General features: G+C 70.8%; 11 protein-coding genes. 6 read left to right on the forward strand and 5 right to left on the reverse strand.

The features are described from left to right. Positions 1-946 precede the first annotated feature (946 nt). Positions 947-1,399: an ATP-binding protein gene (locus Sru01_RS34395; protein WP_203994895.1), complete on the forward strand. Its 453-nt coding sequence runs from the start codon at positions 947-949 to the stop codon at positions 1,397-1,399. Positions 1,400-1,716: 317 nt separating this feature from the next. On the opposite strand, the gene Sru01_RS34400 is transcribed toward Sru01_RS34395, so the two are convergent. Further along, the gene (locus tag Sru01_RS34400) at positions 1,717-2,967 is read right to left on the reverse strand and encodes an AAA family ATPase (RefSeq protein WP_203994896.1); all 1,251 of its coding nucleotides are present in this window, start codon (positions 2,965-2,967) and stop codon (positions 1,717-1,719) included. 728 nt (positions 2,968-3,695) lie between these two features. Between Sru01_RS34400 and Sru01_RS34405 the strand changes: the two genes are divergently transcribed. Together Sru01_RS34405 and Sru01_RS34410 are read left to right on the forward strand one after the other, a co-directional pair. Continuing rightward, entirely contained in the window at positions 3,696-4,337 is a 642-nt protein-coding gene (locus Sru01_RS34405; RefSeq protein ID WP_203994897.1) for a DUF4360 domain-containing protein, read from the forward strand. 38 nt (positions 4,338-4,375) lie between these two features. Next, positions 4,376-5,023, forward strand: coding sequence for a DUF4360 domain-containing protein (locus tag Sru01_RS34410; protein WP_203994899.1), 648 nt, complete (start codon positions 4,376-4,378; stop codon positions 5,021-5,023). Positions 5,024-5,290: 267 nt separating this feature from the next. Here Sru01_RS34410 and Sru01_RS36425 read toward each other — a convergent pair whose 3' ends face one another. Then, a complete protein-coding gene (locus Sru01_RS36425) occupies positions 5,291-6,571 on the reverse strand; it encodes a hypothetical protein (RefSeq protein WP_275412235.1) in 1,281 nt (426 codons plus the stop codon). 1,360 nt (positions 6,572-7,931) lie between these two features. Between Sru01_RS36425 and Sru01_RS34420 the strand changes: the two genes are divergently transcribed. After that, on the forward strand, positions 7,932-8,201 hold the full coding sequence (locus Sru01_RS34420; RefSeq protein WP_203994901.1) for a hypothetical protein: 270 nt from the start codon (positions 7,932-7,934) through the stop codon (positions 8,199-8,201). 84 nt (positions 8,202-8,285) lie between these two features. Here the strand turns inward: Sru01_RS34420 and Sru01_RS34425 are convergent, their stop codons facing one another. The 3 genes from Sru01_RS34425 to Sru01_RS34435 all read right to left on the reverse strand — a co-directional run bounded on the left by Sru01_RS34425 (position 8,286) and on the right by Sru01_RS34435 (position 10,316). Next, positions 8,286-8,888, reverse strand: a complete 603-nt coding sequence (locus tag Sru01_RS34425; RefSeq protein ID WP_203994903.1) for a hypothetical protein — start codon at positions 8,886-8,888, stop codon at positions 8,286-8,288. Between the two features lie 137 nt (positions 8,889-9,025). Further along, positions 9,026-9,760, reverse strand: coding sequence for an anti-sigma factor (locus Sru01_RS34430; RefSeq protein WP_203994905.1), 735 nt, complete (start codon positions 9,758-9,760; stop codon positions 9,026-9,028). Next, on the reverse strand, positions 9,747-10,316 hold the full coding sequence (locus Sru01_RS34435) for an RNA polymerase sigma factor (protein WP_203994907.1): 570 nt from the start codon (positions 10,314-10,316) through the stop codon (positions 9,747-9,749). Before Sru01_RS34435 ends, Sru01_RS34430 begins: the two co-directional genes overlap by 14 nt. 365 nt (positions 10,317-10,681) lie before the next feature. Between Sru01_RS34435 and Sru01_RS34440 the strand changes: the two genes are divergently transcribed. Then, complete coding sequence (locus Sru01_RS34440; protein WP_203994911.1) at positions 10,682-11,782, forward strand: glycosyltransferase family 9 protein; 1,101 nt, start codon at positions 10,682-10,684, stop codon at positions 11,780-11,782. Beyond that, positions 11,779-12,626, forward strand: an 848-nt coding sequence (locus Sru01_RS34445) for a glycosyltransferase (RefSeq protein ID WP_203994909.1), incomplete at its 3' end; no start/stop codon positions are given. The genes Sru01_RS34440 and Sru01_RS34445, both read left to right, overlap by 4 nt.

Below are 12,626 nucleotides of genomic sequence, written 5' to 3' on the forward strand. Positions count from 1 at the left end.
CCAGCTGATCCTGCGTAACCCCCGCCCTCTGCCGGAACTTCCGGAGCTCGGCGCCGAACGCGTCCAAGGACTTCGCCTTCGGCTTGTCCGCAAAAGAGGTCATTCTTCCATTCCGTCCTTCGAACAATGCCACAGTGCCACATGGTCGGCACAAAATGACACGCTGTGTCACCAGGGTGTGCCAAGAATCTCGGCAAAAACGTAACCGTCCGAAGGCACCCTGTGGAGAGCAATGCGAAAGCCGACGGGCAGGCGATCGGCCAACAGCAATGAAACCCGGCAGATCAATGTGTGGGAGTTCACTTCGATATGCCGCGAAGGGTGGGATTAGACATGTCAAGAAAAGTGAACTATGACGCATCCCGTACGGTCGGACCTCCAGATGCGGCGCTACAACCTTGTAACCGATACGGAAGCCTCGCTGGGCCGCAGGATCATCGCGGACCTTGCTCGGGCACCTCAACGCGACAGCCGACCCAAGCCGACGAACCGAACGCTCGCCCTACCCTTACGTCACCACGCCAGACGCCCGCTGGTTCTGGACGACGGGGGAAAACCCGTGAATCCCGGAGGGCGGTGGGCATGCCGTGAATCTAACGGGTATTCGGCGGCGCGGGCGGCATCGGCGCGGCCAGGTGACCGGTGGCGCCACCACCCGGCGGGTGTGGGATCAGGAACAGCGCGCCAGGGCCGAACGGCTCGACCGGTCCGAGTCCGCCTGGGCCATCTGGTACGGAGTCGGCTCGCGCCGGTTCTACGCCGCAGCCTTGTGGGCCCTCGCCGAGCCTGTCCTGCTCCAGACCCGTACCGCTGGCGAACTGCGAGCGCTGATGCGCGCCGCCGAATCCCCGTACGCACCGCCCAAGTCGCCACGCGGACCGGGCCGGCCACCGCACTCACCCGGCGCTCCGACGAACCGTCGGCTCGTCCGAGACCCAGTGGAGAGATGATGCACTCGACCCCGGAAAACCTGCGCGACAGCGTGTGCTGGGAGTTGCCGCATGAGCCGGCCGCGGTAGGCAAGGCACGTACCATGGTCGCCGAGTCACTAGCCGCCTGGCGGCTGACGGTGATCGCCGACGACGTGGTCCTGGCGACCGGCGAACTCCTGTCCAACGCGATCACCCACGGCCGCCCGCCGGTGCGGCTCTCCCTCCACCTTGGCGAAGCCGAACTCTGCGTCCACGTCACCGATCACGGACCTGACCTGCCCCGGACGGTGGATGCCGACTCCGACGCCGTTCATGGCCGCGGTCTCGCCATCGTGGCGACGTTGGCGCACGGCTGGGATGTCGTGCCGCTCACGGGCTCGCCGGGAAAGACACTCCGGGCCTGCTGGGACCTGGGCCGCCCGGCGGCGGACCACCGGTTCGACGACGAGCCGGTCAGTCGCCGGTGAATCGAACTCAAGACTCAGGCTGCTGGTGTAGGCAGCCGACGGACCCGGCGTGCCACACGCTTCCAGCCGATCAGGACCAGGGTGATCCGCACTGAAGACTTCGACGGCGCGGAAGTCGTAGCCGTTCTGTGGACCGGCCTCCCAGGTGAACCGAACGGCCTACCCGCCCCGCAGCACTCAATGACCGCGAGCGGCGATGGCGGAGAAATGCGGCCACACCTCACCGAAAAGCTCCGGAGACCGGAGCACGCCCCAGCCCTCCACGTCGTGCCGGACCACCACTCGCCCGACGACCTGGCCCGTCTAGTCAGTCTCGCTCATCGTGCCTTACTCATCACGGCAGGATGGAATGCGGCGGCAAAGATCTCGTCATTGACGACAGGGACAGCACCATAGCGGCCGGCGAGATAGCGTCGCTCCCGGTTCTCCTCCTGGCGTGGCTTGAAGTCCGACAGCGGAAACAATTCGGTCATGCCGCATTCGTTTTTCTCGGTGAACCAGATATGGTCCCGCTGGAGAACCTCGTCGCCCTGGATGCGTCCGAGAAGCGTGGCGTCGTGGCTGGTGAAGATCAGCTGCGCGCCCCGCGGGTTGGTGTCCTGATCCGTGAACAACCGGATCAGCTGTGCCGACAGGTACGGATGCAGGCTGGAGTCGAGCTCGTCCACCACGAGCGGCCGGCCACGGTCCAGCGCGACGAACACCGACCGCCCGATGTCGTAGATCGCCTGGGTGCCGAGGGACTGATCACCAAGCCCCAGCACGTACGTGGCTCCCCCTTCGCCCCGGTGCCGGAAGACGATCTCCTTGCGCCGCTGCAGCAGTCCGGGAACCTCGCCGAGCCGCGCCGACCTGCGGGCGAACTCCAGATCGGTCTCCTCCACCATCTCCGCCGACTCGATGCCGGTGTCGGCCGCCCGCAGCAGGGCGGTCAGCCGATCGAGATCGTGCACCTGCTGCTGAAGGAAGCGCGACGAAGGCCGGATCATCGTGACGTCCCGAACCAGGAGTCCGGCGAACCAGTCGTAGACCGGGCGCACCAGCGTCTGCCGGGACCGGGCCGCCACGGAAAGGTAAAGGACGTTCGACTCGGTGATCTCCTCCACCTGGCGCATCGAGTCGGGCGAGCGACCTCCATAGGTGTAGCCGTCCGGCGTCCGGTGGAAGATCTTCGCCTTCCGCCCCTGTGGATAGCTGTACATCCACTCCTCTACCACGTGCTCGTCGTCCACGGCGAAGCCATAGGTGTGCCGGACGCCCTCCAGCAGGAGATCGACGACATAGCTGGAGGGCTCGGTTCGCGCGGTGGCATCAAGAGCGAAAGGATGGCGTTCGATGCCCGTGCCCGGCTCGCTCTCCTTGAGGGACCCGCGGACCAGCTTCCGCATGTACCAGATCGCGTCGATGACGTTGGATTTGCCGGAGGCGTTGGGACCGAAGATGCCCAGCACCGGGACGGCCTGCCATCCGGAGCCGGCGGGTTGATCGGCCGGGTAACTCGGTGTGAGCAACAAGTGCTGCTCGTCCCGCAAGGATCGATGATTGGCCACGCGGAAACTCAGCAACATGGGCCCGCCACCCCTCTCACACCGGCTTTCTACCCTCGTCTGTGCGGAAGAACCGCATGAACGAGCGTTAGCGACCTTACGTGGTCAGCCGTCGGCGGGGCGGTGGATATCGAAACCTCGGAGCTTGTCGATCATTCACAGTCACCGGAAAAGCGACATTAGGCGCACTAGGTCGATAATGCTGACTTTCGACAATTTTTTCGTCCGGCAGGGCCGGTGCGGGTGGACGGTCGCACAGAAGGGCCGGCGGATGCTCCTGCGCGGACATGTCGTGCGTCATGGGTGGGTGGGGATGATACGGGCAGAGCGCTGGAACCGGTGGGGGGTGTCACAGGGCGGGCGAGATGGTCCGGCCCGGGCACGCGTATCGGCCGGTCACAAACTCGGGCCGGCCGAGGTGCGCGGCGGATCGGCTCCGCGACGACAGGCCGTGACGACGGCATGCTCCTTTCTGCTTGACCATAAATCTTTACCGACTGTAAACCGGCGTCACTTTGCGCGATACCGCCGTGAAACTTGCATTGAATAATTATACGGCCGGGCCGGCGGATTGACGGGTTCAGGGGCCGTTCATACGATGCGTACGTCGGAAAACCGCACAGCGATTTCAGGTGCTGACACGCGCATCACCGACCATATAGCGCCCTGTGGGAATTCCCGCTGTTTCGCATGCCCATCGAAGGGCGCCGTCCTCGCAAACAATCATTGTGCCGTGAAAGGACTCCCGCATGCGCAGAATCATCACCATGGGCGGAGCGGCCGCGGTCTTGCTGGGCGTGATGAGCGCGCCGGCGAACGCCGCCGACTCGACCGTGCCCACCGAGAAGATCACGATCGACGTGGTGACGGTCAACGGCTCCGGCTGTCCCCGCGGCTCGGCGACCGTGGTCGAGCGACCGGACAACACCGGATTCTCGGTGTACTACTCCGACTACCTCGTCCAGGTCGGGCCGGATGCCGAACCTACCGATATCCGGAAGAACTGTCAGCTCAACCTGCTCGTCCACGTACCCCAAGGCTTCACCTACGCGATCGCCAAGGCCGAGTACCGAGGCTTCGGGTACCTGCAGGCCGGGGCGTCCGGCTTGCAGCAGGCGAACTACTACTTCCAGGGGGACCCGCGCGGCACCGTCGAGGAGCACCCGCTCTCCGGGCCGTTCACCGGCAGGTGGCAGAACACCGACACCACGGACGTGGCGGCACTCGTCTACAAACCCTGCGGAGTGGATCGCAATCTGAACATCAACACCGAACTGCGGGTGAGTGCCGGCTCCTCGAACCCGCAGAAGTCGACGAGTTTCATGACGATGGACTCGACCCGCGGAAGTGTGAACACCACCTATCACTTCGCGTGGCAGCGCTGCCCTTGATTCGGTAATCAGCCGACCGGCAAAAGAAGGGATAGCACATGCGCAAACTGCTGGCCGTCGGTATGGGAATCGTGGCGTTCTTCGCCATGGCCACCACACCGGCGCACGCCTGGCCCACCACCCCGCCGCCCGACAAGATCATCATCGATGTCGTGACGGTGAACGGGTCGGGGTGCCCGGCCGGAACCGCCGCGGTGGCCGTCTCTCCCGACAACGAGGCGTTCACCGTCACCTACAGCGACTTCCTGGCCCAGGTGGGCGTGGGCGCCCTGCCCACCGACTTCCGCAAGAACTGCCAGCTCAACCTGCTGGTACACGTCCCGCAAGGTTTCACCTACGCCATCCTCGCCGCCGACTACCGGGGTTTCGCGTCCCTGGCGAAGGGGTCGAGTGCCACCCAGAAGTCCAACTACTACTTCCAGGGCCACCCGCAGACCACGGCGATCACCCACACGCTGAAGGGCCAGTTCGAGGACAACTGGCAGTTCACCGACACGACCGACGTGGCGCAGGTGGTCTACGCCCCCTGCGGCGAAGCCCGCAACTTCAACATCAACACCGAGCTCCGAGTGAGCGCGGGCACCTCGGATCCGAAGACGACCACCAGCTTCATCGCGATGGACTCCACCGACGGCAGCATCAAGACCACCTACCACTTCTCCTGGATGCCTTGCCCGATCAAGTAACGGCCGTGCCCGACTCTCCCCGGGCATGGTGAACACTCGGCGCCCGGATCCGCCGCGGGATCCGGGCGCCGGCTCGTGCGCCGGCCTCGGCCGGCCGGTGCCTGCTCGTCGCCACCGCCGTGGCCGCCCCCCTGCCGCGACGCCTGGCCGGGCTGCGGCGCGGGCCGGCGGGTGGCCGGCCTTCGCCGGCCGTAGGTCCGGCCGTGGCTCCGGCCGTGGGTCCGGCCGTGGGTCCACTCGTGGCTCCGGCCGTGGCTCCGGCCGTGGTCAGCCTTCGCTGTCCAGGGTGGCCAGCATCCGCGCGAGTTCGGCCGCGCCGACGCCACGGGCCAGCGCGGTGATGCGCGCACCGATCCGATGGTTCGCGGCCCTGTTCGCGCTGTAGGTGACCCCGCACGACACCTTGCCGACCCCGTCCGCCCGCATGGTGATGGTCCGCCGGCAGGTGCCCACCGGAGATCCGTCCAGCCGGAAGGTGATGGCCACGTCCACCGCGATCTTGGCGGATGCGTCGTAATCCGGGTCCCCGCCGGTCGGACGGCCCTGCAACCGGGCGTTCGCGGTACATCCGCTGTGGTTGCACGGTGAAAGCGTCCCCTTGCCGACCACCTTGAGCGAGACCTGGGAGTCGATGGACGTGCGCAGCGCCTGCACCTTGGGCCGCAGGCCGCCGGCGAACGTCTTGGCGGCGGCGGGCTCCAGGCCGGTCAGGTCCAGCCGGCCCATGATGGCCGGCGCGGCGGCGGAGGCGGCCGCCGGCCGGATCTCCGCGGGGTAGGCCACGGACGTGACAGTGGGCCGCGGGCTGTCCGGTTCGTCCGTCCGGCCGCGGTCACCGCCGGGGCCGTCGTCCTCGCCGCCCCCGGCGGGATCGGCGAAGAACTCGACCCGGACCACGCGATAGGGCGGCGCGACCGTCAGGTACACGTTGCCGCCGGACAGGGTGACCGGCCGGGCCGGCACCCCGTTGACCTCGCGCGGGGCGCCCGGAGGGCCGTCCGGCGTGCTGCCGGCGCCGCGCACCCACTCGGCCATCCGCGCGGGGGTCATCATCGCGAACCCGTCGCCCGGCAACCGGTCGGCGGGCACCTTGCTCCACTTGCGGGCGTTCTCCTTGGCCGTGGCGGCGGACGCCCCCTGGTCGGTCCAGAACGCCCGGTCACCCTTCAGGAAGGTCTTCTCGCGGATCGCGAGGACCTCCAGCCGCGTGTCGGCATCGCGCAGCGTGCCGTAGGCGGAACCGCGTCTCAGCACCCGGGTGTCCACGGCCACCCCGGCCAGCCGGCCCTGGTAACGGACGCCGGGCAGCGCGGCGAGATCACCGGCCGCGCTCGCCAGCTGGGCGGGCAGGTCCGGAGTGGCCTGGCCGGTCGGGGTCGACCGCCGGGCGGCCGGCGGGGCCGGGTCGCCGGTGGACCCGAAGTCGGCGAAGACGGCCACGGCGGCGACCAGCACGACGGCCAGCAGGGCCACCCCGCCGACGATCAGCACGGTACGTCCGGAGCGCCCGCCGCCGGGGCCGCCGGGGTGGCCGGACGGCCCTGGCATGCCGGGCGGCACCTGCTCGCCGAACGGCGCCCGTTCCTGGGGGTACCCGCCGGACGGGCCCTGGCCCGCGGCCGGTCCGCCACCGGGTCCGGGGTGTCCGGCGCCGAACCCGGGTCCGTACCCGGGGCCCTGGCCGAGACCGGGACCAGGGCCGGGACGAGGACCCTGGCCAAGTCCGTGACCAGGACCAGGACCGGAACCGGGACCATGACCGGAGCCGTATCCAGGACCATGTCCCGGTCCGTGACCAGGGACAGGGCCCTGACCAGAACCATGTCGCGGTCCGTTACGGGGACCGGGCTCGTCGCCGAAACCGGATCCCTGACCGGGGCCGTACCCGGAACCGGGGCCATGACCGGGACCGGGGCCATGACCGGGACCGTATCCGAGGCCAGGACCGTATCCCGGTCCGTGACCAGGACCGGACCAGCCGCCAGGACCGGCACCCTGACCGGGCCCTTGGCCGGGCCCTTGGCCGGGGCCGTACCCGGGGCCTTGGCCGGGGCCGTACCCGGGGCCTTGGCCGGGGCCGTACCCGGAACCGGGATGCCGGCCAGGTCCGTGTCCGGAACCGTATCGGGGATCAGGACCGGCGGGACCGTGCCCGGGACCAGGACCGGCGGGACCAGGACCGTAGCCGGGATCGGGAGGAGAGCCGGGCCGGTCGCCTGGGCCGGAGCTCCGGCCGGGATCGGGACCCGGGACGGAACCGTACCCGGGTGCCCGCGGTCCCGGCGGATACCCCGGAGCGGGACGTCCGCCAGGCACGTTCCCGTCCTGCGGATACGGATCAGCCGGATTCCCGACCGGCCGATACGGGTCGGACGCGTACGGGTCGGACGCGTACGGGTCGGACGGGTACGGGCCCGGCGGATACGGGCCGGGCGGTGGGAACGCGGGATCGGGGCCGGGCGTCAGGCGCCTGGTGGGCGGCCCGTCCCCCTCGCCCGGCGATGGATTCTCGCCGGAGCGCGGTGGATCGCCGGGCCGGCCGCCGCCGTTCGGATCGCTCATCGTTCCCTGCCTCTTCCGTGCCGGAGCTCCGGGACGGTGGAGTGCCCCGGCTGTCACGGACGGATGGGAACGACCGAAAGCGTGCCCGCCTCCCCCGCGATCACTTACGAAACTTCGATGCTCGCGGCCCGCCTACCGGGTAGTCAACCCAGAAAAGCGGTATTCAGTGGGTTATCGCACCAAAGGTCAGGATTTCCCGGTAGAGCATCCTCTCGAATTCGAACAGCGATTCGAAAGTTCGGTCGAAGACGGGTGGCCGTCGTTGCTTCGGCCAGGGGAAGTTGATATTGCTTGCGCTAGTGAGCCCGCCACCGAAGGGATGGTCCTTTGGTGGGAGGTGGCGCGCATGGCCAGGTCGAGACAGCAGAAGCTCGCCCGCCGGCTCGACGAGACGGCGACGGTCGTGCACGCCGCCAGCGGCCTGCTCGGCCAGATGTCGAGCCTGATGCGGCAGGTCGTCATGATCATCGGCTGGCTGGTGCTGCTGGCCGGATCGGTCCGCCTGCTGGTGGACCCGCCGCCGGCGCTCTCCCCGGCGCACTTCCTGGCGCCGGGTGCCGGCGCGGCCGCGGTCGTCCAGGGCCTGTTCCGGACCGCCCGCCGGGACCCCCCGTAGCCTGCGGACGGTCCGCCATGCGGGCGGGACGCCTTCCGGCCATGCGGGCCGGAAGGCGTCCCGGGCCGGAAGGCGTCCCGTCGGTCAGAGACGCAGGTGGGAGTTCGCGCTGCCGAGGAGGAGGTCCTGCTGGAAGATGGACGTGCCCAGAGCGGAGTTGAGCGCCTTCGCCGCGGTGCCGGTGAGCTTCAGGCCGACCTTGGTCGCCCGCACGCTGTGGCCCTTGGCGAAGATCTTCGCCGCCGAGAGGTCCAGGTTGAACAGCGGCACCCGCTTCCTCGGGTCGCCGTTGACGATGCCGGTCAGCCGCTTCTTGGACAGGTCGATGGTGAAGTCGCCGACCCTGATCTTCTTGTTGTCCTTGAAGTTGACGAAGACGATCGACCCCCGGTGCGTCACCTTGCCCCCCAGCGGGTCGAGGCTCGCCCGGCCGCCGGTCACCGGGAAGGTGAACCGCAGCGAGAGCCCCCGTCCCGCCACGAACGCGGTCGAGCCCGGCTTGCCGGTGGAGGCGAAGATGTCGTTCTCCACCAGGGTCTTGGCGATGCCCGGTGCCGTGATCACCGTGGTGCTCCCGCCGTGCACCGGCACCTTGCTCGCCGCCGATGCGGCGCCCCCGCCGAGGGCCGGGACCACGAAGAGGGCGGTCAGACCGCCGATGGCGGTGAGACGTCGAAGCAGCTTCATCATGTCGTCCTCTCAAGCCACGCCTGTCGCAGCCGTCACGCACCCTTCCCTCGCGGCGCGGCGCACGGATTCACCGGATTCGGGGGAATCGGCGATCGGCAGGCAGCACGGGAAGGCCGCCGGCGAGGGGGCAGGCGTCAGCCCGGCAGGGTGCCGCGGACGTAGCTGTCGGAGGAGTGCGCGGGGTCGCCGTCGAACGGCTCCAGCGACACGTCCACCACGGCGTACTCCCGCAGGTCGACACCGGACGGCACCAGGAACGACCCGGCCCCGCCCGGGGGCAGGGCGCCCAGCGAGATGAGCTTGGCGGCCTTGCGGTCCAGCAGCCAGACCTCGTAGAAACCCCCGGCGGCGGGCAGTCCGGTGACCCGCAGGTCCAGCGTGGTCACCCCGCCGGAGCGTTCGACCCGCGCCGTTCCCTGGCCCGGCTTGCGCGGCAGGGCGCTGAGCGCGGTCCGCGCGACGGTCTCGGCCGGCGTCCGCTCCTGGTCGAACACCCGGACGGCCGACGCGCCGACCACGACTCCGGCCACTCCGGCGGCCAGCGCGGTGAGCACCGGCAGCAGCCGGCGGCGGCGGGCGGACCGCCCGGGGGCGGCCGGGCGCGGCGCGTCCGGGCCGCGGGTCGCGTCGGGGGCCGGCTCGAGCTCGGCGGCGATGCGCTCCCAGACCCGGCCGGGCGGTTCGACCGGCTCCAGCCGGGGCGGCCCGGAGCGCGCGGTGGTGACGACGGCGCGCAACTCCGCCAGCTCGGCCGCGCAGGCGCGGCAGGAGTCGAGATGGTCCCACGGGGCCGGGCCGGCGGTGTCGCCGCCGCCGATCGACTCCCCGAGCGCGAGCAGGGCGAGGTCTTCGGGATCAATGTGATTCACCGTCCACCTCCAGCCGGTCGCGCAGGACCATCAGGCTCCGTCGTATGTGCGTTTTCACGGTACCGAGCGGCAGCTGGAGTTTCTCGGCGATCTCCACGTGGGTGAGCTGGTCGAAGAAGGCCAGTTCCAGGATCCGGCGCCGCGGCTGGCCGAGCCGAGCCAGCTCGTCGGCGAGGACGACGCTGTCGGCGATCGCCTGGGTGATCTGGTAGCCGGTCTCGCCGCCGGCCGCGGCGGCGTGGAGGACCTCCTGCTCGCGCCGGCGCGCCGCCCACCGGTCGGCGATCTTGCGCCGGGTGATGCCGATCAGCCAGGCGGGAAGGGCGCCGGACCGCGGGTCGAAGTTCTCCCGCCCCCGCCACGCGCCCACGAAGACCTGCTGGGTCACGTCCTCGGCGTCCGCCGCCGACTCCAGCGAGCGGTAGGCGATGGTGTACACCAGGCGTGACCAGCGCCGGTAGGCCTCGGCCAGGCATCTCTCGTCACCAGCCTGGAAGCCGGCGGCCACCGCGGCGTCGTCGAGGCCGTCCGGCCACGGGTCGCGGCCTTGAATCACCCGGACACCGTACCGCCCGGTTCGCCGGCCGGGACACCGCCCTCGGCCCGACCCGCCAACGAACCCGGCATATCACCCAGATCCCTAACTTAGCGTGATGAAACTTAAGAATGCCGCCCATCTACCTCGACTTATCCGCAAAGCAGCGTTTATCCACTGCTGCGTTCGGTAACCAGACCAGCGCGGCCCTACGGAGGTAAGCCCATGCGGTTTCTGGGGATCAACGCGAGCTTTCATGATCCGGTTGCCGCGCCGTCCGTGGATGGCGGGGCGGCGGTCGCCGTCCGGTGCCGGCCGGGCGCGCGTACCTGCCGTCGCGGCCCGCGGGTACGCCGGTGAACCGGAGCACCGCGAGCGCCGCGACGGTGACCGGGCTGCGGCCGGCGTCCAACGGCAGGCCGGGGGGCACCGTCCTGGTGGCCCGGTCGGACAGCGCCGGGGACGTCCTGCTGGCCGGGCCCGCCGTCCGGGCCATCGCGGCCGGTTCCCGCGAGGTGGTCATGCTCACCGGCCCGCACGGTGCCGCCGCGGCCGGCATGCTGCCGGGCGTCGACCGGGTGATCGAATGGCGGGCACCGTGGATAGACCCCGATCCGCTGCCGCTGACCCGCCCGCAGGTGGAACGGCTGGCCTGCCTGGTCTCCCGGATCGCCCCGGACCTGGCGGTCATCTTCACGTCGTTCCACCAGTCGTCGCTGCCGCTGGCGTTGCTGCTGCGGATGGCCGGGGTGCGGCAGATCGCCGCGATCAGCGAGGACTACCCCGGATCCCTGCTGGACGTCCGGCACATCGTCGACGAGACCGTGGACGTTCCCGAGCCCGAACGCATGCTCGCCCTGGCCCGGGCCGCCGGATTCGACCTGCCCCCCGGTGACCGCGGCCACCTCGCGGTCCGCCGCCCGCTCCCCCCGGTCGAGCACCTCACCGGGCCTCCCGGATACGTCGTCGTCCACCCCGGCACCTCGGCGCCCGCCCGCGCCTGGCCGCCCGCGCTGCACGCCCGCGCGGTACGCGAGATGGCCCTCGCCGGAGCGCGCGTGGTCGTCACCGGCGACCCCGACGAGCGGGCGCTGACCGCCCAGGTCGCCGGCGGCCACGGCATCGACCTCGGCGGGGTGACCACCCTGCCCGAACTGGCCGCCGTGCTGGACGGCGCCGCCGCCGCCGTCGCCGGTGACACCGGACCCGCCCAGCTGGCCGCGGCCGTCGGCACCCCCGTCGTCAGCCTGTTCGCCCCCGTCGTGCCCGCCGCCCGCTGGGCGCCGTACCGCGTCCCCGCCGTCGTGCTCGGCGACCAGCACGCCCCCTGCCGCGGCACCGGGGCCCGGGTGTGCCCGGTCGCCGGCCATCCCTGCCTCTCCTCGGTCACTCCCGAGCTGGTCGCGGCCACGGTGCTCCGCCTGGCGGGTTCCGCCGGCCCGCGCGCCACCACGGCGGCGCCCGGCGTCAAGGAGGGATCGCGATGAAGGTGGCGATGATCTCCGAGCACGCCGACCCGCTGGCCACGGTCGGCGGCGTCGACGCGGGCGGGCAGAACGTGCACGTCGCCGGGCTGGCCGCCGCGCTGGCGGCCCTCGGGCACCAGGTGACGGTCTACACCCGGCGGACCGCCCCCGGCGGGCCGGCCAGCACGTTCCCGGCTCCCGGGGTCACCGTCGAGCGCGTCCCGGCCGGCCCGGCCGAACAGGTACCGAAGGACGCGCTGCTGGATCACATGCCCGCCTTCGCCGAGTACCTGGCCCGGCGCTGGGCCGCCGACCGGCCGGACGTCGCGCACGCGCACTTCTGGATGAGCGGCCAGGCCGCGCTCACCGCCGCCGCGGGCCCTGGGGTGCCGGTGGTGCAGACGTTCCACGCGCTCGGCACGGTGAAGCGGCGCTGGCAGGGCACCGCCGACACCAGCCCGCCGAGCCGCCTGGCGGTGGAGCGCGACATCGGCCGGCGCGCGGACGCGATCATCGCCACCTGCACCGACGAGGTGACCGAACTGGCCGCGATGGGGGTGCCGGCCGGGCGGGTCACCGTGGTGCCCTGCGGGGTGGACCTCGCCCTGTTCCACCCGGACGGCCAGGCCGCGCCGCGGGCCGGCCGCGGTGATGAGGCGCTGATCCTCAGCGTCGGGCGGCTGGTACCGCGCAAGGGTCTCGACACGGCCGTCCAGGCGCTGCGGCATGTGCCCGGCGCGCGCCTGATCGTCGCGGGTGGCGACCCCGACGACGGTGAGGCGGTGCGGCTGCGCGCGCTGGCCGCCGCGGCCGGGCTGCGGGACCGGGTGGACTTCGTCGGCAGCGTCGCCCGCGCCCTGGTGCC

The sequence above is a fragment of the Sphaerisporangium rufum genome, from assembly GCF_016863395.1.
GTDB classification, from domain to species: Bacteria; Actinomycetota; Actinomycetes; order Streptosporangiales; family Streptosporangiaceae; genus Sphaerisporangium; species Sphaerisporangium rufum.

Excerpts from the sequence above, each read along its gene's own strand:
- Sru01_RS34420 (WP_203994901.1), top strand. The coding sequence starts at position 7,932 with ATGGCCAGGTCGAGACAGCAGAAGCTCGCCCGCCGGCTCGACGAGACG.
- Sru01_RS34425 (WP_203994903.1), bottom strand. The coding sequence starts at position 8,888 with ATGAAGCTGCTTCGACGTCTCACCGCCATCGGCGGTCTGACCGCCCTC.
- Sru01_RS34410 (WP_203994899.1), top strand. The coding sequence starts at position 4,376 with ATGCGCAAACTGCTGGCCGTCGGTATGGGAATCGTGGCGTTCTTCGCC.
- Sru01_RS34405 (WP_203994897.1), top strand. The coding sequence starts at position 3,696 with ATGCGCAGAATCATCACCATGGGCGGAGCGGCCGCGGTCTTGCTGGGC.
- Sru01_RS36425 (WP_275412235.1), bottom strand. The coding sequence starts at position 6,571 with ATGCCAGGGCCGTCCGGCCACCCCGGCGGCCCCGGCGGCGGGCGCTCC.
- Sru01_RS34400 (WP_203994896.1), bottom strand. The coding sequence starts at position 2,967 with ATGTTGCTGAGTTTCCGCGTGGCCAATCATCGATCCTTGCGGGACGAG.
- Sru01_RS34395 (WP_203994895.1), top strand. The coding sequence starts at position 947 with ATGATGCACTCGACCCCGGAAAACCTGCGCGACAGCGTGTGCTGGGAG.